This window comes from Enterococcus sp. 2STP, from assembly GCF_032465635.1.
Classification (GTDB): domain Bacteria; phylum Bacillota; class Bacilli; order Lactobacillales; family Enterococcaceae; genus Enterococcus_B; species Enterococcus_B lactis.
Map to the genome: position 1 here is coordinate 192,080 of NZ_JAWDJH010000015.1, position 23,313 is coordinate 215,392.

The 23,313-nt window shown below is 37.9% G+C and carries 25 protein-coding genes; 5 read left to right on the top strand and 20 right to left on the bottom strand.

From position 1 onward, the window contains the following. Positions 1–26: 26 nt before the first annotated feature. On the bottom strand, positions 27–683 hold the full coding sequence (locus RWU19_RS06300) for a Crp/Fnr family transcriptional regulator (protein WP_002289231.1): 657 nt from the start codon (positions 681–683) through the stop codon (positions 27–29). A gap of 192 nt (positions 684–875) precedes the next feature. On the opposite strand from RWU19_RS06300, the gene RWU19_RS06305 reads away from it, so the two are divergent. Both RWU19_RS06305 and RWU19_RS06310 read left to right on the top strand, forming a co-directional pair. Continuing rightward, positions 876–1,154 (top strand): hypothetical protein, encoded by a 279-nt coding sequence (locus tag RWU19_RS06305; RefSeq protein ID WP_002289230.1) that lies wholly within the window; start codon positions 876–878, stop codon positions 1,152–1,154. An 18-nt stretch (positions 1,155–1,172) separates the two neighbouring features. Continuing rightward, entirely contained in the window at positions 1,173–2,381 is a 1,209-nt protein-coding gene (locus RWU19_RS06310; RefSeq protein ID WP_123838082.1) for an MFS transporter, read from the top strand. 76 nt (positions 2,382–2,457) lie between these two features. Here the strand turns inward: RWU19_RS06310 and RWU19_RS06315 are convergent, their stop codons facing one another. The 8 genes from RWU19_RS06315 to RWU19_RS06350 all read right to left on the bottom strand — a co-directional run bounded on the left by RWU19_RS06315 (position 2,458) and on the right by RWU19_RS06350 (position 8,939). Continuing rightward, positions 2,458–2,823, bottom strand: a complete 366-nt coding sequence (locus RWU19_RS06315; RefSeq protein ID WP_047928074.1) for a DUF2512 family protein — start codon at positions 2,821–2,823, stop codon at positions 2,458–2,460. Positions 2,824–2,979: 156 nt separating this feature from the next. Then, positions 2,980–3,753, bottom strand: coding sequence for a DeoR/GlpR family DNA-binding transcription regulator (locus tag RWU19_RS06320; protein WP_002372773.1), 774 nt, complete (start codon positions 3,751–3,753; stop codon positions 2,980–2,982). A 173-nt stretch (positions 3,754–3,926) separates the two neighbouring features. After that, on the bottom strand, positions 3,927–4,787 hold the full coding sequence (locus RWU19_RS06325; protein ID WP_123838081.1) for a ketose-bisphosphate aldolase: 861 nt from the start codon (positions 4,785–4,787) through the stop codon (positions 3,927–3,929). Beyond that, on the bottom strand, positions 4,787–6,205 hold the full coding sequence (locus tag RWU19_RS06330) for a PTS fructose transporter subunit IIC (RefSeq protein WP_002328998.1): 1,419 nt from the start codon (positions 6,203–6,205) through the stop codon (positions 4,787–4,789). Before RWU19_RS06330 ends, RWU19_RS06325 begins: the two co-directional genes overlap by 1 nt. Positions 6,206–6,261: 56 nt before the next feature. After that, positions 6,262–6,711: a PTS sugar transporter subunit IIA gene (locus tag RWU19_RS06335; protein WP_002372778.1), complete on the bottom strand. Its 450-nt coding sequence runs from the start codon at positions 6,709–6,711 to the stop codon at positions 6,262–6,264. A 330-nt stretch (positions 6,712–7,041) separates the two neighbouring features. Then, complete coding sequence (locus RWU19_RS06340) at positions 7,042–7,299, bottom strand: hypothetical protein (protein WP_316032188.1); 258 nt, start codon at positions 7,297–7,299, stop codon at positions 7,042–7,044. Positions 7,300–7,919: 620 nt separating this feature from the next. Continuing rightward, positions 7,920–8,291, bottom strand: coding sequence for a thioredoxin family protein (locus RWU19_RS06345; RefSeq protein ID WP_123838080.1), 372 nt, complete (start codon positions 8,289–8,291; stop codon positions 7,920–7,922). Between the two features lie 333 nt (positions 8,292–8,624). Beyond that, positions 8,625–8,939: a hypothetical protein gene (locus tag RWU19_RS06350; protein ID WP_002328993.1), complete on the bottom strand. Its 315-nt coding sequence runs from the start codon at positions 8,937–8,939 to the stop codon at positions 8,625–8,627. Positions 8,940–9,316: 377 nt separating this feature from the next. Between RWU19_RS06350 and RWU19_RS06355 the strand changes: the two genes are divergently transcribed. After that, positions 9,317–10,213 carry a helix-turn-helix domain-containing protein gene (locus RWU19_RS06355; protein ID WP_002310228.1) on the top strand — a complete coding sequence of 299 codons (897 nt, stop codon included), beginning with the start codon at positions 9,317–9,319 and terminating at the stop codon, positions 10,211–10,213. Between the two features lie 91 nt (positions 10,214–10,304). Here RWU19_RS06355 and RWU19_RS06360 read toward each other — a convergent pair whose 3' ends face one another. From RWU19_RS06360 to RWU19_RS06375, 4 genes are all read right to left on the bottom strand, one after another. Then, positions 10,305–10,568: a type B 50S ribosomal protein L31 gene (locus RWU19_RS06360; RefSeq protein ID WP_002290330.1), complete on the bottom strand. Its 264-nt coding sequence runs from the start codon at positions 10,566–10,568 to the stop codon at positions 10,305–10,307. A 98-nt stretch (positions 10,569–10,666) separates the two neighbouring features. Beyond that, positions 10,667–11,962 (bottom strand): transcription termination factor Rho, encoded by a 1,296-nt coding sequence (gene rho / locus RWU19_RS06365; protein ID WP_002290332.1) that lies wholly within the window; start codon positions 11,960–11,962, stop codon positions 10,667–10,669. Continuing rightward, positions 11,959–13,230 (bottom strand): UDP-N-acetylglucosamine 1-carboxyvinyltransferase, encoded by a 1,272-nt coding sequence (locus RWU19_RS06370; RefSeq protein WP_123838079.1) that lies wholly within the window; start codon positions 13,228–13,230, stop codon positions 11,959–11,961. The genes rho and RWU19_RS06370 overlap by 4 nt, the downstream gene beginning before the upstream one ends. Before the next feature lie 164 nt (positions 13,231–13,394). Continuing rightward, entirely contained in the window at positions 13,395–14,264 is an 870-nt protein-coding gene (locus tag RWU19_RS06375) for a class II fructose-bisphosphate aldolase (protein WP_002290335.1), read from the bottom strand. Positions 14,265–14,366: 102 nt separating this feature from the next. Here RWU19_RS06375 and RWU19_RS06380 point away from each other — a divergent pair, with 102 nt between their 5' ends. Next, on the top strand, positions 14,367–14,579 hold the full coding sequence (locus RWU19_RS06380; protein WP_080263695.1) for a hypothetical protein: 213 nt from the start codon (positions 14,367–14,369) through the stop codon (positions 14,577–14,579). Here RWU19_RS06380 and RWU19_RS06385 read toward each other — a convergent pair. The 7 genes from RWU19_RS06385 to RWU19_RS06415 form a co-directional block, all read right to left on the bottom strand. Continuing rightward, positions 14,556–16,166 (bottom strand): CTP synthase, encoded by a 1,611-nt coding sequence (locus RWU19_RS06385; protein WP_002310226.1) that lies wholly within the window; start codon positions 16,164–16,166, stop codon positions 14,556–14,558. The two genes, RWU19_RS06380 and RWU19_RS06385, sit on opposite strands and share 24 nt — an antisense overlap. 779 nt (positions 16,167–16,945) lie before the next feature. Next, the gene (gene glnA / locus RWU19_RS06390; RefSeq protein ID WP_002287001.1) at positions 16,946–18,286 is read right to left on the bottom strand and encodes a type I glutamate--ammonia ligase; all 1,341 of its coding nucleotides are present in this window, start codon (positions 18,284–18,286) and stop codon (positions 16,946–16,948) included. A 27-nt stretch (positions 18,287–18,313) separates the two neighbouring features. Next, positions 18,314–18,706: a MerR family transcriptional regulator gene (locus RWU19_RS06395; RefSeq protein WP_002290339.1), complete on the bottom strand. Its 393-nt coding sequence runs from the start codon at positions 18,704–18,706 to the stop codon at positions 18,314–18,316. Positions 18,707–18,934: 228 nt separating this feature from the next. Next, complete coding sequence (gene hflX / locus RWU19_RS06400) at positions 18,935–20,164, bottom strand: GTPase HflX (protein ID WP_086286548.1); 1,230 nt, start codon at positions 20,162–20,164, stop codon at positions 18,935–18,937. A gap of 1 nt (position 20,165) precedes the next feature. Then, positions 20,166–21,083: a tRNA (adenosine(37)-N6)-dimethylallyltransferase MiaA gene (gene miaA, locus RWU19_RS06405; protein WP_123838078.1), complete on the bottom strand. Its 918-nt coding sequence runs from the start codon at positions 21,081–21,083 to the stop codon at positions 20,166–20,168. Positions 21,084–21,086: 3 nt separating this feature from the next. After that, entirely contained in the window at positions 21,087–21,824 is a 738-nt protein-coding gene (locus RWU19_RS06410; RefSeq protein WP_123838077.1) for a glycerophosphodiester phosphodiesterase, read from the bottom strand. Between the two features lie 90 nt (positions 21,825–21,914). Further along, entirely contained in the window at positions 21,915–22,442 is a 528-nt protein-coding gene (locus RWU19_RS06415; RefSeq protein ID WP_002289403.1) for a hypothetical protein, read from the bottom strand. A 179-nt stretch (positions 22,443–22,621) separates the two neighbouring features. Here RWU19_RS06415 and clpP point away from each other — a divergent pair, with 179 nt between their 5' ends. Continuing rightward, positions 22,622–23,215, top strand: a complete 594-nt coding sequence (clpP, locus tag RWU19_RS06420) for an ATP-dependent Clp endopeptidase proteolytic subunit ClpP (RefSeq protein WP_002289402.1) — start codon at positions 22,622–22,624, stop codon at positions 23,213–23,215. The last annotated feature ends 98 nt before the right edge of the window (positions 23,216–23,313 follow it).

The following is a 23,313-nucleotide window of genomic DNA, read 5'->3' on the forward strand; positions in this document are numbered from 1 at the left end:
CAGCTTTTTTACAACCTCTTTGTTCATCAAAAGATAATATTGTCTTCTAACAAGTCCATATTCAAAATAACGATATGATGATCTTTCACTGTGATAATACCATCTTTTTTCAACTGCTTTAAAATTCTGTTCACACTGCTAGCAGTTGAAATACCACAAAATTTGGCGATTTCTTCATTTGTGATCGAAAAATCGATCAACATCCCCTCTTCTGTTCGCACACCGAATAAATCATATAATTCGTAAAGTTGCGTACAAACAGCTCCCAGTTTTCCATTTAACAGCATTTGTTGCATTTTTTTCATCGAATAAAGCAAGCGATAGCGGTAATACTCTTTTACATAGTGTTGCAGCTTTGGATCTTGGTTGATATTTTGCCAAAATCGCACACGATTGATTCGATAAAACTCTGCATATTCTGATTCAACTCGAATATTATACGGCGAATCGATGAATTGTGAATATTCGTCTTTTAAAAGAGAGACGATTTCAAGATCTTTGATATAGCGAAGGTTAAATTCTCTCCCATCATTTGAAATAACACTTGCTTTTACCGTTCCCTCTTTCAAGATATACGTATGGGAATCTTCCATCCCTTCGAATGTCAAATATTTATGATATCCTTTGCGTATTATCGGAAAATCATTTTTATCCAAATATTCCTTTAAGACTCTACTATCCAATGATGCTCCCCCATCCAAACTTTCATCTAAAAAGATCATACAGTACTTTAAAACTTTTTAAAGTCCAAAGGTATTTTACTAATGATATTAACATTTGTTAAGTACCTTTTTCTATCACTTATGCGATTTTTTTCCTTTTTTTTATTCGTTATACTGCAGAAGTAAAATTTTTTAAGAATAGAGGGAAAAAACATGAATTACTGGATGAACACAATCATTAATCGATTAGAAACAGCGTATCAAACAAGATTTGACATGAAAGCTTCTTTAGTCTTTTTAAATGATGCGTATCAAAACTCGATCGAATTGATCAAAGCAGTGGATGAGAATCCAACAAACGAATGCGAAGAATTTTTAAACCTGTTTATGTCTACACGGGATTTATTTATTCGCCAACTTGTTGATCGCTATCCATCCAATTATCACGATGTAGAAGTTCAAATACAAAAATTAAAAGCATATTCAGCTTAAGGGGAATGTATAACATACATGGAAAAGAAATTATTTAATAAATATTTTATCGGAATCACATTGATCAATTTTATCGTCTACCTGATTTATTATCTGTTGATGGTCATCATGGCAGTCATTGCGCAAGACACATTACACGCCAGCTTGAGCCAAGCAGGTTTTGCTTCTGGAATATATATCATCGGAACATTGCTGGCACGCTTATTCATGGGGAAACAGTTAGAACTATTTGGTCGGAAGTTTACCTTAAGAGGCGGCGCGATTTTCTATCTTCTGACAACATTAGCTTATCTTTATACACCAACTATCGGGGCATTGTATTTAGTTCGATTCTTGAATGGATTTGGTTACGGTACAGTTTCTACAGCTACAAATGCTATCGTTACTGCATATATCCCTGCATCTAAAAAAGGGGAAGGCATCAATTATTACGGATTAAGTACTAGTTTAGCTGCCGCTGTTGGACCATTTTTAGGAATGATTTTGCTGAACATGACTGACTTTCGTTTCATTATTTGGTTTTCAATTGTACTGGTCTTCTTTGTTACGATTGCCTGCCTTGTCTTTCCTGTAAAAAATATTCCATTATCTGAAGAACAAAAAATATCTCTTCGTTCATGGAATATCAATAGTTTTATTGAAAAGAAAGCACTTTTCATTACAGGAATCGCCTTTTTGATGGGTCTTTCTTATTCAAGTGTTTTATCATTTTTATCTTCTTATACAAAAGTAATCCACTTAGTTGCTGCTGGGTCATTTTTCTTCGTCGTATATGCTTTGGTCATCACATTTACACGTCCATTGACTGGAAGGATTTTCGATGTCAAAGGAGAACAATACGTGATGTATCCTAGCTATTTATTCTTAACAGCAGGATTATTTTTACTGAGTGTAACGACAAATAGTGTGACATTGCTTATTTCTGGAGCATTAGTCGGCTTAGGTTATGGTACGTTCATGTCAAATGGACAAGCTGTCTGTTTGAAGATCGTAAAAGAACACCGCATCAGTATTGCTTTGTCTACCTACTTTATTGGTTTAGACCTAGGCTTAGGGGTTGGTCCTTATTTGATGGGGATGCTAAAATCTCTTACTTCATTTAGAGGATTGTATGTGATTGCCGGAGTCATTCCATTGATATGTACAGCGCTCTATCTCGCTAATGGCCGAAAACATAGTCATGAAGCAGAGGGCGAATTGATTGAATCATTGAAAAATGAAATTTGATCTTGATGAATAGATAAAAAAACCGTTCAGATCTGAAAATGATCTGAGCGGTTTTTTGATAAAAACAACTGATGCTTTATTCCATTTTTCGTTCGTCTGGTACGATTCCTTGACTTAACAACCACTTGTGGAAGAACCATTCTGCCACACCGATCAATAGAGCAGGAACCAAGACTTTCATCCAAATATCGACTGTATCATTCATAAAGTATAGATAGAGCCACAAGATAACTGCAGCTGAACCAGCATCTGCGATCGTCGCTGCGATGTTCCCTACTTTACGTAAGATCAACAGATCCCCTAGCACATAGATCATCACTACGATAATTACTCCAACAATCGTTGAATCCATAAAGCTAACACCGTATAAACCGGTCAGCACGACCCACAGAATTGCCCAGATCATGATTGCCTTCACTACCAACGCCTTCACATGTTTCATTTTCTGCACTCCTTTCTCCTGGATAAAAAAGTAAGATTATCTAACAAGATAACCTTTTCATTATTATACCATCGGCTAAGAGAAGTGAGCAAAGATAAGGTCCTATCTAAGAAAATGAAAAAATGGGAAAACACCTTAGAATATTCACGCAATAATTCATCCATACAGACATTCGATATGGTGTTCCTTTACTTTCTCATACTGTTCTTTTGCCAGTTCGTTACTTGTCACCAGATAATCGATTTCATGAAAAGCAATGGCTTGATGCATGAATTTATGTGCAATTTTTTGCTGTGTAACTAAAACGGCAAGCCGGTCTGCTTGTTTTCTAAAAGCTTTTTTGACCATTGCCTCTCCTTCATGAGTTTCTGTTACTCCTTGGCTGAAATCTAGCCCGCGACAACTGATTACCGCTAAATCCGCATAATATGACAATGCATCATTATAAGCTTTTGAACCGTTGATTGTTGCTCGTTTCGGAACAATTGCCCCACCCAGTACAGATACTTTTGCCGTTGTGTATTCACTCAACATAGCAGCTGTGACTATGCCATTCGTAATAATCTGCAAACCATCAAATCTTGCTAAGTTTCGGACTAAATGTAAAGAGGTTGTACTGGAATCCAAGAACAAGACCATATCATCTCGAATCAAAGAAGAAGCTGTATCTGCAATCTTACGTTTTTCTGTTTCTTCTTCTAATTTGGTGATCTTCATCAGGTAAGGCACGTCAATTTTTCGATTGTCAACAAGCATGGCGCCACCGCGAACTCTACGGATCAATCCACTTTTTTCCAGAAAAACAAGGTCACGTTTAATCGTGGCTTCGCTATAATTTACTAACTCGATCAAATCGATGACTCTTGCAAATTGATTGTTTTTTAGATAATTCACAATCTCCTGCTGTCTATTCTCCACTTCATTCAACATAAAATCACCCCATTTACTTTATATAGTAACAGGAAAAAAGAGGTTGTGACAGAAGTGATTGGCTTCAAGAAGTAAGAAGAAACTTTTCGAAAAAACTACTTCTGAACATCATGTATCCAAAAGAGGGTATGACAAGACTATTGTCACACCCTTTTGATTACACATTTTTATTTTTAGTATAAACTAGCCTTGCCTACTGTGTTCAAAATTTCCATTTTATGTTTGACTACTTCTTGTACCTTTTTATTAGCTGCTGGATAAATTGCATTCGGCTCGTACATCGATGGATGTTCACTCAATATTTCTCTCAAAGCATTGAAAAAGACACTTTTAAGATCTGAGCTCAAATTCACTTTGGCAACTCCGTATTTTACAGCTTCGCTGACTTCTGCGTCCGGATTACCTGAACCGCCATGCAAAACAAATGGAAGATTGATTTGTTGGTTCAATTCTTTCAGTAAGTCGATATTTAATTTTGGAGTTCTATTTTTCGGATACAAGCCATGCGCTGTTCCAATTGCTACAGCAAGTGTATCGATTCCTGTTTCTTTCACAAAAATCTTCGCTTGATCAGGATCTGTATAAATAATTGTTTCAGCACCCCCTTCAGCAGAACCATTATTCCCAATCGTTCCAAGCTCAGCTTCCACTGAGACATTTACCGCATGAGCTAACGCAACCACTTTTTTCGTAATCTGTACATTGTCGTCGAATGATTTCAAAGACGCATCAATCATCACGGAAGAATAGCCGTTTCGAATCGCCCGTAAGACATCTTCTATCGTACCGCCATGATCTAAGTGGATAACGATCGGCAGTTTACTTGTATAAGCATAGGCTCTTACTGCCGCAACAAATTCATCACTCAAATAGGCGATTTCATCAGGATGAATTTCTAAGATTACTGGTGCTTCTAATCTCTCTGCTTCTTCGATGATTGCTTTCATCATATCATAGCTACAAATATTGAAGGCTGGTACTGCAAATTGATTCTCTTTAGCCACTTTCAATAACTCTTTCATTGTATATAACATTACGCTTCCACCTCATTTGTTAGATTTTCATTTTTCGTCCACTTGTCTTGTTTTTTCTCTTTCACTGTTTTTTTCAATAGTCCAAGCATAAAGGCTGTAGTGACTGTACCTGCTGCAATTGCCAAGACATACATAGGTAAATTGTTCATGACATTTGGAATTAGCATCACCCAAATTCCTCCATGAGGTGCCATTGAAGTTACTCCTGCTGCCATGGAAATCCCTGCAGCAACTGCTGAACCTGTCATCAAACTAGGTATCACGCGGATCGGGTCAGATACCGCAAACGGTATAGCACCTTCTGTAATATACGAAGCGCCTAAAATCCAGCATGATTGTCCTGAAGTCCGTTCTTCTTTAGTAAATTTATGTTTGAATAATAAAGTGGCTAAAGCAATACCTAGGGGAGGCGTCATTCCTGCAGCCATACAGGCAGCAATCGGTGCATTTACCCCAGCTGACATCAAACCGATTGAGAAAGTCGAAATCGATTTATTGATCGGCCCACCCATATCAGCTGCCATCATGATACCGATAAGTAATCCGAACAATAGCCCGGATGTATTTCCCAAGCTATTCAGCCAATTTGTCAAAGCATCCAACACCCATGTGATTGGTTGTTCAATCACAAATACCATTAACAGCCCAATTATTAAGATCGATAAAAGGGGAACGACAATCAGCTGATAAATAGCAGAAAATTCTTTTTTTACGCTGATTTTATTTGCCAGAAAATCACAGATATACCCTGCTATCACGCCGCCAATCATTCCGCCAAGAAAACCTGAACCACCTGTAGAGGCCAGTAATCCGGCAACAATTCCTGGGGCAAAACCAGCTTTTCCAGCAATCGATGTAGCAATCCCCGCGCCTAACGCAGGAACCATCATGGCAAACGCTGTATCTCCTCCGATCCTTGAAAATGCAGCTGCTAACACATTATAGTCTGCTGAGTTGGGATCAGCCGCTGTAATCCCAAAGGCAAAACTCAGTGCGATGATGATTCCGCCTGCGATCACAAATGGAAGCATGTAATTCACACCATTCATGAAATGATTATAGATTGTCGGCTTTTTCTCATTTGCAACTTGTTCTTTTTCATTAGACACAACGAATACGCCAATATTTCTCAATGCTTCGTCTATCACTACTTGCGGTTCTTTGATTGCTCGGCTTGTAGAGACACGCTTTACTTTTTTCCCGGCAAATCGGTCCAATTCGATTTCTTTATCTACTGCAAGAATGATTGCATCTGCCTCTTTGATTTCTTGTTCAGATAACTGATTTTCTGTTTTTACACCTTGTGTTTCGAATTTTGCTTGATGGTTTAGATTTCTTGCTGTTACTTCTAATTTTTCTGCCGACATATAAGTATGAGCAATTCCAGTTGGACAAGCAGTTACACCAACGATTTTCATGGTTGTTTTCCTCCTTTTTCTTTACTATCGCTACTCGGACAAAGACTCTACTATTTTCATTCTTGACTAATCTGTCTGATGATATCTGCTGGCGTAGTGGCTTCTTTTATTCCCTTTCTAAAATCTGCATTCATCAATCGTCTGGAGAGTGTGCTGAGAATCTCTAGATGCATATCTGCTGATTTTTCAGGAACTACGATGGCAAAAATATATTCAATTGGCATTCCGTCTATCCCGCTATAGTCCGTTAATTTGGCTGTATGAAAAAAACACAGCGCTGGTTTTGTCACATACTTGCTTTTTGCATGGGGAATCCCAAATCCATCTTCTATCCCTGTGGAGATCTCCTCCTCTCGTTTGAATAGTGCCTTAACGACTTTTTGAACATTTCTTACCTTATTTGTTTTTTCCAACACATCCCCTATTCGCTCAAATAATGATCCTTTTGAATCTATCGATGGATCGAAAACAATCAGTTCTTCTGCGATCAATTGATCAAACCTCATATAAAACCTCTCCCCCACAAAAAATGTTAACGTTTTCTTGGAACTGAGGTCAGTATAGCATCGCTAGCTGTACCGTTCAATATTATGAATGAACAGAGGAAAAAGACCCATCATCCTAGTGTTTCAGTCATCAAAATGAACGATTCAGCTCATAAACAATCGCAATTCTATAACAAAACAAAAAGCCTTCCTTGAAAGGAAAGCTTAGCTTCTAATTTTAGGTAAATGGTTTTTTACTTCGAAATACCCCCTCTTCATTTCGTTAATATATGGTGTTTTTATCACTTGTCTTATAGCAAACTCTTGAATTTGCTCTCATTTATAATTATTCTAATTTCTTGGCTTTTTCGTTAACTCTATTCCCATCGCATTTGAAGTCGTTCCAGAATCTAGCTTACTGCGTATAACGAATATCCGCTCATCATCTCTCTTATCCAATGTGTAGGCCCATTGATTATCTTCACAATATATCGTCAACCCATCATTTACTTTTATGCCTGTGAAAGCACCATTAAACTGGTGTTTATCATACGAAATGTCTATTGAATGTTTATCAACGTTGATTGTCCACATTGATTCATCTCCCATATATACCCATTCTCCACAAAAAAAAGTTAGCTGCTCCCATTCTTCCTTTGATAATTCTAGTTCTTTTTTCTTCGGTTGACTAGCGGGAGAAGAACAAGCCGTACATAATAATATTGTTACTAGAATAAGAGAAGAAATTTTTTTATACTTCACTCCTAACACCCCTAATGCTATTTGTAGTAGCGTATGCTGCACACCATGAAGTTTTCCCTTGATTTTCAAGAAAATCCAAGTTTAGATACTTTTGTCCATATGCTTTGGATAACCTATCAATAGTTTGACTATCCGTAAATAAGCTAAAAATAAATTTGTTCTCGCACTCATTTGTCAATGTACGAAAATTGAAATTACTTAATTTTAATTCGCTAGGACTGATAAAGCATCCAGAGACAAACGAAACCGCTAACAAAAACACTCGCTTAGAATAATTATCTAAGTAACGTAAATCCACCATTTTAATTATTTTCCCTAATTTTTTCCAAGATCAACTCAATATCTTTTCTTAATTGTGCTATTTGTCGTCGCGTATCATCATTATTTTTTTGAAGTATTTTCAGAGCGTAAAGACAAAATACTAAAAATAAGCCTAGAAGTATCATGCTATATATAGGGATAAACAACTATGCATCCTCCTCAAAAATAGTTTTATTATTTTCTAAAAATTCAGAAATAGCTTTTTCAGTGTAAACACCATCTAATCTATCAACTAAAACACCTTTAGAAATGATTAATAATGAGGGTACTACAGTTAAATCAAGCTTTTCAGCTACTTCCTCTAAGCTCTTTTCATCTTCGTTTCGAGCTATATCAGTTCTATAGTAGCTGGCTTTTATTTCTACACTTTTTAATATGTTCCGAAGGGTAGGTTCGGTAGGTTCGATTTCTTGGCATTGAATACAAGTCGGTCTACCTACATATAATAAAAAAGTATCAGAACCTTCAAGCTTTGATTTTAACATTTCTGTCTTTATCACAGGTAGAATATTATTCATACCAAATCTGCCTGTTTGAAAAAAAATCAACGAGAATGCTACTACAAAGAGACATAGAAACGATATAATTATTCTGCTAGTTTTAATCGACTTTTTCACATCTCATCAATCCAATCAAAGTTTAAAACAAGCCACTACGAAACTCATCGTCCCAGTGCCTAAAGCTGCAAAACCTCCAATACAAGCAGCACAAATAACTTGTATAGCTGGGCACGGAGCAACACAAGCTCCTGCAATGATAGTCGCAACGTATTTACTAATACCAAGAACAACAACAATACAAGCAATTTTAGCAGCAACACCTCTACTCTGAGGTAACAAAACTCCTTGCTTTTATACATTTTGCATGTCCTTCTTAATTTGCTCGTTAGATAAAAACTCTTCATTAAGTAAATCAGATTTCATCAATTTACCGTTTACATAAGATTCAATTTGAATTTTATTGTTCAACCCTCGACTAATAATAGTTTCTTGATATCCTTCATTTTCTCCATTCTGACTGTAAGTAACCGTCAAATTACTAAATAAATTATAATCATCATCTACTATGGGCACCGTGATCGTATATAAATCCTTTGAATTTTCTGTAACTTGTAGAACTTTTGCGTTTGTTAAATCCAACGAGCTTTTTGGTACATGAATAATCATATTTCTATTGCGTAATTCATTTGAAATCTTGACTTCATATCATTAGTTACTATTGTACTTACTAACTTTGTAGTTTCCGTAATATCAAACAACTTCGTGAATATATCTAATTTTTCATCCGTAAAATCTGAAATCATTTTTTCATTTGTTGTCTTAGAATTAACTACTTTGCTTGCAGAAACATTTAGAACTGGGATAAATAATCGATCGACAATCTATCCACCATCCAAGTAACAACCTATCTCCGATTTTCAATATTAAATACACACCTCCCGTGTTTTTATTTTATCTACTATGTTATTATGATTAAAAATACGTATTATTTTCATTTTGTGATTAATTTGCGCATAACAATTATAAAAGAACGGAGCGGTGATATGGATAGCGGGGAATTGCTTAAGAAGTTGCGTGTAGAAAGAGGTATCTCTCAAAAAAATTTAGCTCACAATATAACAACAAGAAATACATTATCTAGATATGAAACTGGAAAAAATAGCATACCTTTTGTTATTTTATTGGAATTTCTTGATAAATTGAATATAACCATGGATGAATTTGTCTTATATCTAGAGCTTGATAGCATACGAAAGAAAAATAAAAAGATAAAAGATTTTATTAAAGCTACTAGAGAGAATAGAGGATCACGGAAGTATACTTTAGAAATCATTCGAAAAAAAGCAAATACTACACGAGACATTGTTGATATTCGCAACTATTTAATCATAAAAACTTTTGATTGGTATACTCTGCCCATAGAAAAACGTAAGCTGAATAAAAATGATAAAGAACACCTGGATCACTTTGCCAATTATTTAGAAAAAGTAAATGAGTGGGGAAGATTTGAAATGATCAGTTTTAGCTCATTACTGTTTCTTTTTGATACAAACTATATTTCCCAAAGGCTTACAGAAATCGAACGCAAAATTGAAAAATACAACGATTTTGAAATATTTCATCCGATATTATCCAGTCTTTATAATAATGCTTTCCTTTTAATGTTAGAACGCAAAAATATTCACTTTTCTAAACAATACTTACAAAAATTTGAAGCTACTCATCATAGATTATTGTTTGCAAAAGATACTCAGATATCCATTCAATTTTATAAGGCATTAATCTGTCATATAGAAGGAGATAGCATCAAAGGACGAAAACGAATAATGAAAATTTTACAAGGACTAGAATTATTAGAGATGGATAGTTTAATCAATGAATTTAAATTTGATTTAATAAAATTCGAAAAAATTTACTGTATCCCACCCATTTTTGAGTAACGATATCCATCTATTCATTATGGTCAAAAACGAAAAAAACAGACTATCCCTATCGGATAGTCTGCTAAACGTTGAGTTATCAGCGTTTTTATTATTCCGCAGCGTTTGCGTCTTTGAGACCGTATTTTTTGTTGAAACGGTCCACACGTCCGTCTGCTTGTGTGAATTTTTGACGTCCAGTGTAGAATGGATGTGAGTCAGAAGTTACTTCGACACGGATGACTGGGTATGTATTACCGTCTTCCCATTCAACTGTTTCTTGTGAAGTTTTTGTTGAACCTGACAAGAATTTGAAACCAGTTGTTGAATCCATGAATACTACTGGGTGGTAATCTGGATGGATGTTTTCTTTCATGATTTTTTCGCTCCTTTGCCCTGCTCCATTTGCTGAACCAGAGTTGATTTGTCGATTTACAACATTAACATCTTAACATGTTTCAGTCAAGGTTGCAATTATCTTTTCAGATTTCTGGTCGGATTTTTTTTACCAAAGGAGACATCTTGAAATTCTTTGAAAAATTGCTGATTGTTTTTTGTTTTACGCAAAAAGCGGATCAGTTGTTCCGTATATTCTAATGAATCTCCAGTCATATTTTTTCGAAGTTTCCAAATTTCTTCTAGTTCTTCACTTGGCATCAATAATTCTTCTTTTCGGGTACCTGATTTTTTGATATCGATGGCTGGGAAGATCCGACGTTCGGATAACTCGCGTGAAAGTTGTAATTCTAGATTTCCAGTTCCTTTGAATTCTTCATAGATCACGTCATCCATGCGGCTTCCTGTATCGACTAAAGCGGTCGCTAAAATCGTCAAACTGCCACCTTCTTCGATGTTTCTTGCCGCCCCGAAAAACTTCTTAGGTTTATACAATGCGGCTGGGTCAATCCCGCCACTCAATGTACGTCCGCTTGGTGGAACGACTAAGTTATAGGCCCGAGCAAGTCTAGTAATACTATCCATCAAGATAACGACATCTCGTTTATCTTCGACCAAACGCATGGCGCGTTCCAATACTAATTCAGAAACTCGAGTATGGTTTTGCGGCTGCAGATCAAATGTAGAAGATACCACGTCGCCTTTCACGCTTCGTTCTAAATCCGTTACTTCTTCCGGACGTTCATCAATCAGTAGAACGATCAATTCTACTTCCGGATAGTTTTCGGTGATACCATTTGCGATTTCTTTTAATACAGAAGTTTTCCCTGCTTTTGGTGGTGCGACGATCAATCCACGCTGACCAAAACCGATTGGAGAGAAGATATCGATCATTCGGGTAGATAGTCTTTGCGGTGTTGTTTCCAGTTGAAGCTGTCTTTGCGGATAAAGAGGTGTTAAGGCTGGAAAATGCGGACGTTCTTTTGCTTCTTCCGGATCTTTTCCATTAACGCTTTCCACGTGCATCAAACCATAATAACGTTCCGATTCTTTAGGTGGACGGGCTTTTCCTGCCACTTTGTCCCCATTTCTCAAACTGAATCGTCTGATTTGTGAGGCAGAAATATAGATATCTTCTGCACTTGGTCCATAGTTAATTGGCCGTAAAAAACCGTAACCATCTTGACCAACGATATCTAATATCCCTTCCATATAATAAAATCCTTGTTTCTCAGCTTGTGCACGAATCACAGCTAGAGATAATTCCTTTTTGTTCATCTTACTGTAATAAGGAATTTTAAATTCTTTGGCATAACTATAAACTTCTTTTAACGTTTTGTTCTCTAGTTCTGCCATTGTCAAATAATCGCTCATTCAGCTCCCACTTCCTCTATCATTTCGATTGATGCCCCTAAGGCTGTTAGTTTCTCGATAATATGATCATAACCGCGTAAGATATAATCTACGTTATAAATCGTCGTTGTTCCTTCTGCTAATAGTCCGGCAATCACTAAACAAGCACCTGCCCGAAGATCGGAAGCCACGACTTCTGTCCCGTGAAGTTTATTTGGACCATTCACGATGATCATATTTCCTTCCACGGTAATATCAGCGCCCATTCGAGCTAATTCAGGCACGTGATTCACCCGTTTCGCATAGATCGTATCGATGATTTCTGAAGTGCCTACGGTCATCAATAGCAACGCAGTGAGTGGTTGCTGCAGATCTGTGGCAAATCCTGGATAAGGATAGGTCATGATATTTGCGGCTTTTAATTCTTTTGAGGGGTAAACTTCGATTTCATCTTCGCTGATTTTCATATGGACGCCAATTTCCTGCAATTTTGCTATAAAACTTTCCAAATGTTCAAAAATCACATTTTTCACTTTGATACCTTTTCCTGCTGCAGCTGCTAATGCCAGATAGGTTCCTGCTTCGATACGGTCAGGAATCATGAAATGACGACAGCCATGTAATGCTTCGACTCCTTCGATACGGATCACATCTGTACCCGCTCCTCGAACTTTTGCCCCCATATTATTCAGTAAAGTTGCCACGTCGATGATTTCCGGTTCTCGTGCAGCGTTTTCAATTACTGTCTGTCCCTTTGCTTTTACAGCAGCTAACATCACATTGATTGTAGCTCCGACTGAAACCACGTCCATAAAAATCCGATTGCCATGCAACCCTTCATTTTTTGCCCGTAAATACATGGCACCATGTTCATTTGTCACTTCAGCACCTAGAGCTTCAAATCCTTTGACGTGTAAATCAATCGGTCTAGGACCTAAATAACAGCCTCCAGGCAGGCCTACTACCGCTTCGCCAAATTTACCAAGCAGTGTTCCCATAAAATAATAAGACGCACGCAAACTATTGATTTTTCCGTGCGGCATCGGAACCGATACGATTTCCCGCGGGTCAATTTCTAATATGTTGTTGGAAAAATGGACCGTTGCGCCCATGATCTCTAATATTTCAATTAATGAATGAACATCTTGTATGTCCGGCACACCTTCCAAAATCACTGGGGAATCAGCTAAGATTGCAGCTGGAATCAATGCGACTGCACTATTTTTTGCACCGCTGATCGTTACTTCACCAGCTAAAGGTTGGTTTCCTTTGATTACGATTTTTTTCATCTGTTTCCACCTTGTTTATTAATCTTTTTTCATGGATATGCTTGTATTTTATCATAGATAAAAAAAAGAAACGAGCATGGTCTGCCGTTTTAAGTAAAAAAGAATGGAGAACGACTTCAAAAGTCGTTCTCCATTCCTATACATCGTATCTGTTATGTGGATGCTTACGCTTTGTTAGCTGAACCAAACCAGTCGATATGAGCTTTCGCATCTTCAACGATTGCTGCTTTACCTGGAGCTAATAATTTACGAGGGTCGAATCCTTTACCTTCTTTATCTTTACCAGCTTCGATATATTTACGAGTAGCTGCAGCAAATGATAATTGGAATTCAGTGTTAACATTTACTTTTGAGATACCCATTGAGATAGCTTTTTCGATTTGATCTTGAGGAATACCTGATCCGCCATGTAATACTAAAGGCATGTCTGGACCTACAGCATCAGCAATTGCTTGTAAGTGGTCAAATGCTAATCCTTTCCAGTTTTCTGGATATTGACCGTGGATGTTACCGATACCGCAAGCTAAGTAGTCGATACCTGTAGCAACCATTTGTTTGCATTCTTCGATGTCAGCTAATTCGCCGTTACCGATGATTCCGTCTTCTTCTCCGCCGATTGAACCAACTTCACATTCAACTGAGATACCTTTTGCGTGTGCTTTTTCAACAACGTCTTTAGCTAATTTCAAGTTTTCTTCGAATGGTAGATGTGAACCATCGAACATTACTGAAGTATAGCCTAGTTCGATACATTCCAAAGCAGCTTCGTAGTCACCATGGTCTAAGTGGATAGCAACTGGAACAGTGATGTTCATTGCTTCAACTAAATCAGTGATCAAATCTTTACAGATTTTGTAACCACCCATGTATTTAGCTGCACCCATTGATGTTTGGATAAGTACTGGTGCTTGTTTTGCTTCAGCCGCTTCAAGAATTGCTTGAGTCCATTCCAAGTTGTTTGTGTTGAACCCGCCGACAGCGTAACCGCCTTTACGAGCAGCTTTTAAAAATTCAGCTCCTGATACTACTGGCATAATAAAATTCCTCCTAAGTTTTGTAAAACTAAATTTGTTAAGACAATTCTTAACCAACGACCCTATTTTACCAAACATTTCGGTAGTTTTCTACTAAAATCAATGAAAATGAAAATTTTCAAGAAGTTTTTTGCAAAAAATAAAATGCTTAATCGCTCTTTACTCAAAAAAAGTCTTTTACTTCCTATCTTTTTTCCTATAAATAATAACAAATCAGAAAAAGAGAAAAGTGACAAGAAAATTGCTTATCCCCTTCTCTTGCTGCTTTTCTCTTTCTATCAAGCTAAAAAATTATTTTGTTTCATGATCTGCTAATGATGCTCCGACAAATGCTTTGATTAATTTTTGCGGACGATTTGGACGAGAAATCAATTCTGGGTGGAATTGGCATCCCACAAAGAATTTCTTCTCTGGCAGTTCTACGATTTCTACTAAACGGTTATCTGGTGAGACACCTGAAAAGACTAACCCTTGTTCTTCAAACATTTGACGATATTTGTTGTTGAACTCATAGCGGTGACGGTGGCGTTCTTGCACAACATCAGCTCCATCATATGCTTCAGCCGTCTTCGTTCCTTTTTTGATTTTACATGGGTATAATCCAAGGCGTAAAGTTCCACCCAAATTCTCGATGTTTTCCTGGTCAGCCATTAAATCAATAATGTTGTTTGCTGTATCTGGATTCGTTTCAGCTGATGCCGCATCTTCCAACCCAACGACGTTACGTGCAAATTCGACACAAGCCATCTGCATACCAAGACAAATCCCTAAAAACGGAACGTCATTTTCGCGAGCATAACGAATCGCTTCGATTTTCCCTTCTACTCCGCGATCGCCGAAACCGCCAGGAACTAAGATTCCATCTGCATCTTTCAAACGTTCTTCTACATTTTCTCTCGTTAATTCTTGTGCTTTGATCCAATCGATCTCGATATCTGAATTATAGGCGAATCCAGAATGTTTCAACGCTTCAACTACTGAGATATATGCATCTGGTAACTCGACGTATTTACCGACAAGTGCGATCCGTACTTTTTTCTTCAAGTTCAAGACACGTTCTTCTAATTCTTTCCATTCTGTCATGTCTGCTTCTGGTGTATCTAGTTTCAAATGGTCGCAAACGATTTGATCCATTCCTTGTGCTTGTAAAACTAACGGGATGGAGTAAAGTGTATCTACATCTGGCGACTCGATGACTGCTTCTGGCTCGACATCACAAAATTGTGCCAATTTGTTTTTCACGCTTTGAGAAACAGGTTGCTCTGTACGTACCACCAAAATATTCGGTTGGATACCTAAACCGCGTAGCTCTTTTACACTGTGCTGTGTTGGTTTAGTTTTCATTTCTCCAGCAGCTTTCAAGTAAGGGATCAATGTTGTATGGATATACATAACATTATCTGTACCGACATCTGCTTTCATTTGACGAAGTGCTTCAAGGAATGGCAAAGATTCTATATCCCCTACTGTTCCTCCTACTTCTGTAATGATCACATCTGAATCAGTCATTTTAGCTGCTCGCATGATTTTTTCTTTGATCTCATTTGTAATATGAGGAATAACTTGAACTGTTGCTCCCAAGTATTCGCCCTTACGTTCTTTACGCAAAACTTCAGAATAGATTTTTCCTGTCGTCACGTTGGAGTATTTGTTCAAATTGATGTCAATAAAACGTTCGTAGTGGCCCAGATCCAAATCTGTTTCAGCACCATCATCTGTTACGAATACTTCTCCGTGCTGATATGGGCTCATCGTCCCTGGATCCACATTGATGTATGGATCAAATTTTTGGATAGTTACTTTTAAGCCGCGGTTTTTCAATAAGCGTCCTAAAGAAGCTGCAACAATCCCTTTTCCGATTGATGAAACGACACCGCCGGTCACAAAAATATATTTTGTCATAAGTTCAAAAACTCCTTTTTAATTTATGTGCAGGAAAAGTCTCAGAAAATAAACAAAGCTCCCTATTCTTCAATAAGAATAGGGAGCCGAAATTTCTGTAAACTTCTGACCCTTTAAAAGGGTGCCCAAGGTGTATAATACAAGCTGACTGAGGGAAAGTCAAGTACTCAAATGAAGACTATCCGCTTACAATTTTTCTTTTTCGGTATCCTTTGAGAAATTATTTCTTAAGTCCTTTATGAGTGCAAAAAAATTTAACCCACATAGTAGGCTTGAGATAAACATGGCTAACGTTAAACTTAAACAAATCAGGAAATCTTACTGAAAAATTTCAAGTGAAACAATAGATAAAAAAATAAGGAGGGCGACAAACGTCGTGCCCCCCCTTATTTCTAAATAAATGGTGTTCTCCTGCCAACTCCTCGCTCACAAGTCACAATATCCAGCAAACATGAAAAGCTGTTTTTGGAAATTGTTCCTTGTGACTCAGAGTTAAACGGCAGGCTTACGACCTCTTGATAAACGGTGTTCAAAAGCCAGTTTCTCGGTATTAAGCCAAATTTATGCAAAAATTTGAGGAACCATTTTCACAAAATTTTTCTTAATACTCGAAACTAAACGTCTTTTTCACAACCTCTCCACTAAACGGTGTTCAATCAGCTGACCCTCGGTATTAGCTCAAAAAACGGCAAAATATGAGGAACTATTTTGCCGTTTGTTTCTCTAATACTCAGGTCAAAACGCTGATTTCACAACCTCTAATTCACGTTATTCCTGTTTTAATAAAGTTCTAGATATTGTTCTCTTTCCCACTCGGAAACAGTTTGTCTGAATGCCGCCCATTCGAGACGTTTTGCTTCAACAAAATTTGAGAAGATATGTTGTCCTAATGCATCAATCATTACATTATCCTTACGTAATTCCTTGATAGCATTATGGATAGTTGAAGGTAAGTCTTGGATATGTGCAGCTTCTCTTTCTTCCTCATCCATGACATAAATGTTACGGTCAACAGCGGCTGGCGGTGTGATCTGATTACGGATACCGTCTAGTCCTGCTTGCAACAACACTGCCATTGCCAAGTATGGGTTTGCAGATGGATCAACTGAACGCAATTCCAAACGTGTGGATAAACCGCGAGATTCTGGTACACGTACTAATGGCGAACGATTACGACCGCTCCATGCGACATAAACAGGCGCTTCATAACCTGGAACGAGACGTTTATAAGAATTGACTGTTGGATTGCAAACGGCTGTATAGGCACGAGCATGTTTCAGCAACCCGCCTAAGAAATGATACGCTGTTTCACTTAGTTCCAATTCACCGTCTTTATCATAGAAGACATTACCTTCATCATTGAACAAAGACATATTGCAATGCATACCAGAACCATTGATTCCAAATAACGGTTTCGGCATGAAAGTTGCGTGAAGTCCGTGCTTGCGTGCAATCGTTTTGACAACGAGCTTGAAGGTTTGGATATTATCACAAGCATCTACCACATCTGCATATTTAAAGTCAATTTCATGCTGTCCTGGCGCTACTTCATGATGTGAAGCTTCCACTTCAAAGCCTAAGCTTTCTAATTCCAACACGATGTCTCGGCGGCAATTTTCACCTAAATCTGTTGGTGCAAAATCAAAATAACCACCTTTATCATTCAAGGTCGTCGTGATTCCACCGTCTTCATCTAATTTAAATAAGAAGAATTCTGGTTCAGGTCCTAAATTGAAAGAGGTAAAACCAAGGTCGCGCATGTCTTTCAATGCTCGTTTCAAATTCCCGCGAGGATCGCCGGCAAACGGTGTCCCATCCGGATTATAGATATCACAAATTAAACGAGCAACTTTTCCATGAGCACTTTCCCATGGGAAGATCATCCAAGTGGAGAGATCTGGATACAAATACATATCGCTTTCTTCAATTCGAACAAATCCTTCAATCGAAGAACCGTCAAACATCATTTTGTTTTCTAACACTTTATCGATCTGACTAACTGGAACTTCTACATTTTTGATCGTACCTAAGATGTCTGTGAACATCAATCGTAAAAATCGTACGTTTTCTTCCTCAATGATTCGTTTGATCTCTTCACCTGTTATCTGTTTCTTTACCATGGTATCCCTCTTCCTTTTTTAATTTATTCAGTCAAAGAATTGTCTTTGCAATCCTTGCGACTGATAATGACCTGTTTTGCTTAACCCACCTTGCGCCAAAATCTCATCACGAAAAATTTGTCGAACGTCATGATCTGTCAACGGCTTCTTGCTTTTTGCTTCTTGTTTTTTCGCCTGTGCCATTTCGTATACACGTTTGATCCCAGCCATGTTTAACCCGTCTGAAAGATAATCTTTGATCTCAAGCAGCATATCGATATCATTCAACGAATACATGCGGCGATTTCCTTCACTTCGTTCCGGATGAACTAAATCTTGTTCTTCATAGTAACGAATTTGCCGAGCAGACAAATCAGTCAGCTTCATAACTGTACCAATTGGAAATACGGACATAGATCGGCGCAATTCCTTTTCTCCCATCAGACGTCCCCTTTCGTTTTATAAGTTGGCTAAAGTGTACCAATTAAAAAAAATATTGTCAACTGCATATGTTAGGTTTTCTAACATGAGACCTCTATTTTTTTATAAAATAACAAAAAACATGAACGCAAAAAAAGGTATCTAGTTGATTTTCGTACCAGATACCTTTTACTTTTATTGTACTATGCTATTCTTTCCCAGTGATTTTTATTGTAAAAAAACAAAATTTTATTTGCTTTTTCTCAACCATTTTGAATCATTTTTTGCAAAGCCTCTCACTTCATACTCGTTTGATTCTTCCATGTAGGCTTCGTCCAAAACCATCGTTTGTCTTCTCAACTCACTTAATTTCTGTCCTTCATTGCTTGGCACAGACAGTGTATAAGGTGTCATCAGTTCCATCAGTTGACGTTTGATTGCTTCGATCAATGCCGTCTTCCCTTCTTTCGTTTGAGCAGAAATCAAGACATTAGGGAATAATGTGGGCGTAAACATCGCTGGATCAATCTGGTCTGCCTTATTGTAAACAGTCAGTATCGGCATTTCTTTCATATTCAATTCATCCATCAATTTTAGTACAGTCTGCTCCTGTAAAATGCGATCTGGAGAACTGGCATCGACTACATGCAACAAAAGATCCATATTCTGACTTTCTTCTAGTGTAGAATGGAAAGCATCGATCAGTTGCGTAGGCAGATCTTGGATGAACCCGACGGTATCTGTTACTGTAATCTCAAATCCTTCAGCAAAACGCCATCTTTTAGTCAATGGATCTAACGTTGCAAACAACTGGTCTTTTGAATAAGTATCCGCTTGTGTCAATAAATTCAAGATGGTTGATTTCCCAGCATTCGTGTAGCCTATAAGACCAATCTGAAAAATCTCACTGTTTTTTCTTTTTTGACGGTTGCGCTCTCGATGGGCTTCTACTTCTTTCAATTCTTTCTTAACAGCAAAAATTTTATTCCGTATATGTCGACGGTCTGTTTCTAACTTTGTTTCACCTGGTCCTCTTGTTCCAATCCCACCACCAAGACGAGACAATGTTTTCCCTTGCCCCACTAAACGAGGCAGAAGATATTCTAACTGAGCAAGTTCAACTTGCAGCTTTCCTTCTTTCGAACGAGCACGCATCGCAAAAATATCTAGGATCAGCTGTACTCGATCAATCACCGGAAGGCCAACAGCATCCGTAATCAGTTGGCTCTGTCTCGGAGTCAGCTCATGGTTAAAGATGATCAAATCCGCTTCATGCGCATCTGCTTGTTGAACTAATTCTTGTACTTTCCCTTTACCGATAATCGTTTGCCGATCTACTTGTGGTCTTTTCTGTGTAATTGTGAATACGACTTCTCCTGATGCGGTGTTCGTCAGCTGAACTAGCTCTTCCATTGACTCTGAAAAGTAACGCTGGTTTGCTTCGGTTTCTACCCCTACGATGATCACTTTTTCTTCCATTTTATTCCGCCTCCAGCCATTTTTTGATTGTTTGCTCAATCTGACTTTTTTGATTTGGCTCACTTATAAGATCAAACCACTGTGCATCCAAACGGTTACGAAACCACGTTAACTGACGTTTCGCGTATCTTCTCGAATGTAGTTTGACTTGTTCTGTTGCTTCTTCCAATGTTTCTTTCCCTTCAAAATAAGGGAAAAATTCTTTATATCCAATTCCTTGACTGGCTTGGACTTCTCCAAGCTCATATACCTTACGTGCTTCTGCTACCAAGCCTTCTGCTAGCATCAAATCGACTCTGTGATTGATTCGATCATACAGGATATCACGCTTCGTATCTAACCCAATCATGAGGTAATCATATAATCGCTTTGGCTCTTCTTTAGGTGCCGTGATACTATGCCCTGTCGTCTCCAAAACTTCCAGAGCTCTTATCACTTTGCGTTGATTGTTCCAGTGGATTTTCTCAGCAGCTGCCGGGTCTTTTTCTTTCAACTGATTCCATAACGCTTGGGAACCAATTGTCTCGGCTAACGTTTCATACTTTTTTCTAATCTCAGGATTCGCTTCTTCTGTCGCCCCTAACTGGTAATCGTATAGAAGGGATTGGATATACAGACCCGTGCCACCAGCTATGATAGGTAGATGCTCTCGATTCGCAATCTCAGTAATCAATTGTCGACCTGAATGCTGAAAATCAGCGGCTGAGTAACGTTGAGTAGGTTCGATCACATCAATCAAATGATGCGGAACATCATTCATCTCTTCTTCTTTGATTTTTGCTGTACCGATATCCAGATTTTTATAGATTTGCAATGAATCACCGCTGATGATCTCTCCACCAAATAGTTGTGCGAGTTCCACACTTAGCGCTGTTTTACCGACTGCTGTCGGACCGACGATCACTAATACTTTTTCCATATTTTACCTACTTTTCGTTGTTTGTTTCCACCGAAGAGCTTTCTCCGGAAAATCAGTTATTATTCCATCTATTTTGAGTTTTTGACATTTGGCCATTTCTTCTTCATCGTTGATCGTCCATGCACGAATTGCTTTTGGAAAATCAGCTGCTTGGCCTGGATGTTCGAACAACCAAGTATTTTTTGGATGTACTCCTTCTATATAAGGGGTTTCTGCTGCTAGTTGGATCTTTTTATCAGAAGTACTCATCAATAAGTCCAACTGTATCTCTGGTTCCAATAACGCGATTTTTTCCAAAGAAGCCAAATGAAAGCTGCAATATGCATGTTGAAAAGGCCAATCTCTGCTTTTTAATGTTTCGGCTAATTTTTCTTCGATACCGGGATATTCATACTGATCAGTTTTAATTTCGATCATTAGCATCCCTCGGTAATTTTTTTGGAGAAGCAGTCCTAAAACTTCTTTCAATTCAGGGACTTTAGCTGCTGGAAATTCTTTGCTGAATTTGCCTCCTGCATTCAATTTTTTGAGTTCTTCCAATGTTTTTTCTCGAATCAGCCCTTTACCGTTAGTCGTCCGATCCACTTCTTCGTCATGCATAACGATCAAATAACCATCTTTGCTTAGATGAACATCTAGTTCGATACCATCTGCACCTACTCGTACAGCTTCTGCAAATGCAGGAAGGGTATTTTCTGGGTGGGTACCGCTGCTTCCGCGATGAGCATAGATTTGTAACATCTTTCTTCACTCCGTTCAGTTCTATTGTATCATTAAGAAAAAAAGAAAGCATTGCCACGCTCTCATGTGCAACGGCAATACTTCAAAATATCAGCTCCAAACATCATCTTTCGAGAAGAAACCAATCGGCTGGCGCGTCATAGTCTTCAACTGTGCTTTTTTTTCATTGATCATTTCAGTCAAACTATCCGTAAAATTCTCTAAAATCACGCGTCCGCCTTTATAAGCATATCCACCAATCTTCATTGTTTCATCTGGAGATAAAATCACTTTTCGATGGGAGATGTTCTTAAACAGCTCATCTAAAATATAATTTGGCAGATAAAAACTATTCTGCGCTGAAAATGATTGGAGATACGCAAAATCGTCAATCGTGATATAACAATCATCGAATGCATCAAAGCTGACATATTCTTCCATCAGCGTCGTCCGTTTTTGCAAGATCTCGTTGATCTTTTTATTTAATTGGTTCAGCGTCTCGATTTCTTTGACTTTCAATTCCAATTCACGTCTACGCTGTTCTTTATTTTCCAAGTGACGCATTTGCAGTATCATGCCGATATAGACAACTACAGCACCCGTCAACACGCCGATAAGACCGGTAATACCAACTATCAATCTGTTGTTCCTCCTTGTTTTGCTTCTCTGCTTATCATACCATAAAGCAGGTTTATGCGACTAATTTGCCTAAGTTTTTTATTTGACCTTTTTTGACCAAAAATGTATACTACTTTTTAGGTATTAGAAACTAAATTATGGTACACTATTTCTAAACGAAACCAAGGAGGAACTCTATTATGAATTTAATTCCTACAGTCATTGAACAATCATCACGAGGCGAAAGAGCTTACGATATCTACTCACGTTTATTGAAAGACCGTATCATCATGTTAAGCGGTCAAGTAACTGATGATCTTGCTAATTCGATCATCGCCCAATTGCTTTTCTTAGATGCTCAAGATTCTGAAAAAGATATCTATCTTTATATCAATTCTCCTGGTGGTTCAGTTACAGCAGGTATGGCTATCTACGACACAATGAACTTTGTCAAAGCAGATGTCCAAACAATCGTTATGGGTATGGCTGCTTCAATGGGAAGCTTCTTGCTGACAGCTGGTACAAAAGGGAAACGATTTGCTTTACCAAATGCTGAGATCATGATCCATCAACCTCTTGGCGGCGCTCAAGGTCAAGCAACTGAAATCGAAATTGCGGCACGTCATATTTTACAAACACGCGAACGCTTAAACAAAATTTTAGCTGAACGCACTGGCCAACCGCTTGAAGTGATTGAAAAAGATACAGACCGTGACAACTATATGACAGCTGAACAAGCAAAAGCATATGGATTGATCGATGAAGTCATGGAAAACAGTTCTTCATTAAATTAATCTGTTTCAAAGGAAGTTTTTTAAGACTTCTTATCTAAACCAAATAAAAAAGGATGGCCAGCTCAAACTGACCATCCTTTTTTTATTTTTATGGATGC

Bases quoted from the DNA above. Each gene is read 5' to 3' on its own strand.
- RWU19_RS06305 (WP_002289230.1), top strand. From the start codon at position 876: ATGAATTACTGGATGAACACAATCATTAATCGATTAGAAACAGCGTAT.
- RWU19_RS06310 (WP_123838082.1), top strand. From the start codon at position 1,173: ATGGAAAAGAAATTATTTAATAAATATTTTATCGGAATCACATTGATC.
- RWU19_RS06315 (WP_047928074.1), bottom strand. From the start codon at position 2,823: ATGAAACATGTGAAGGCGTTGGTAGTGAAGGCAATCATGATCTGGGCA.
- RWU19_RS06320 (WP_002372773.1), bottom strand. From the start codon at position 3,753: ATGTTGAATGAAGTGGAGAATAGACAGCAGGAGATTGTGAATTATCTA.
- RWU19_RS06325 (WP_123838081.1), bottom strand. From the start codon at position 4,787: ATGTTATATACAATGAAAGAGTTATTGAAAGTGGCTAAAGAGAATCAA.
- RWU19_RS06330 (WP_002328998.1), bottom strand. From the start codon at position 6,205: ATGAAAATCGTTGGTGTAACTGCTTGTCCAACTGGAATTGCTCATACT.
- RWU19_RS06335 (WP_002372778.1), bottom strand. From the start codon at position 6,711: ATGAGGTTTGATCAATTGATCGCAGAAGAACTGATTGTTTTCGATCCA.
- RWU19_RS06340 (WP_316032188.1), bottom strand. From the start codon at position 7,299: ATGGGAGATGAATCAATGTGGACAATCAACGTTGATAAACATTCAATA.
- RWU19_RS06345 (WP_123838080.1), bottom strand. From the start codon at position 8,291: ATGAATAATATTCTACCTGTGATAAAGACAGAAATGTTAAAATCAAAG.
- RWU19_RS06350 (WP_002328993.1), bottom strand. From the start codon at position 8,939: ATGATTATTCATGTACCAAAAAGCTCGTTGGATTTAACAAACGCAAAA.
- RWU19_RS06355 (WP_002310228.1), top strand. From the start codon at position 9,317: ATGGATAGCGGGGAATTGCTTAAGAAGTTGCGTGTAGAAAGAGGTATC.
- RWU19_RS06360 (WP_002290330.1), bottom strand. From the start codon at position 10,568: ATGAAAGAAAACATCCATCCAGATTACCACCCAGTAGTATTCATGGAT.
- rho (WP_002290332.1), bottom strand. From the start codon at position 11,962: ATGAGCGATTATTTGACAATGGCAGAACTAGAGAACAAAACGTTAAAA.
- RWU19_RS06370 (WP_123838079.1), bottom strand. From the start codon at position 13,230: ATGAAAAAAATCGTAATCAAAGGAAACCAACCTTTAGCTGGTGAAGTA.
- RWU19_RS06375 (WP_002290335.1), bottom strand. From the start codon at position 14,264: ATGCCAGTAGTATCAGGAGCTGAATTTTTAAAAGCTGCTCGTAAAGGC.
- RWU19_RS06380 (WP_080263695.1), top strand. From the start codon at position 14,367: ATGAAAATGAAAATTTTCAAGAAGTTTTTTGCAAAAAATAAAATGCTT.
- RWU19_RS06385 (WP_002310226.1), bottom strand. From the start codon at position 16,166: ATGACAAAATATATTTTTGTGACCGGCGGTGTCGTTTCATCAATCGGA.
- glnA (WP_002287001.1), bottom strand. From the start codon at position 18,286: ATGGTAAAGAAACAGATAACAGGTGAAGAGATCAAACGAATCATTGAG.
- RWU19_RS06395 (WP_002290339.1), bottom strand. From the start codon at position 18,706: ATGGGAGAAAAGGAATTGCGCCGATCTATGTCCGTATTTCCAATTGGT.
- hflX (WP_086286548.1), bottom strand. From the start codon at position 20,164: ATGGAAGAAAAAGTGATCATCGTAGGGGTAGAAACCGAAGCAAACCAG.
- miaA (WP_123838078.1), bottom strand. From the start codon at position 21,083: ATGGAAAAAGTATTAGTGATCGTCGGTCCGACAGCAGTCGGTAAAACA.
- RWU19_RS06410 (WP_123838077.1), bottom strand. From the start codon at position 21,824: ATGTTACAAATCTATGCTCATCGCGGAAGCAGCGGTACCCACCCAGAA.
- clpP (WP_002289402.1), top strand. From the start codon at position 22,622: ATGAATTTAATTCCTACAGTCATTGAACAATCATCACGAGGCGAAAGA.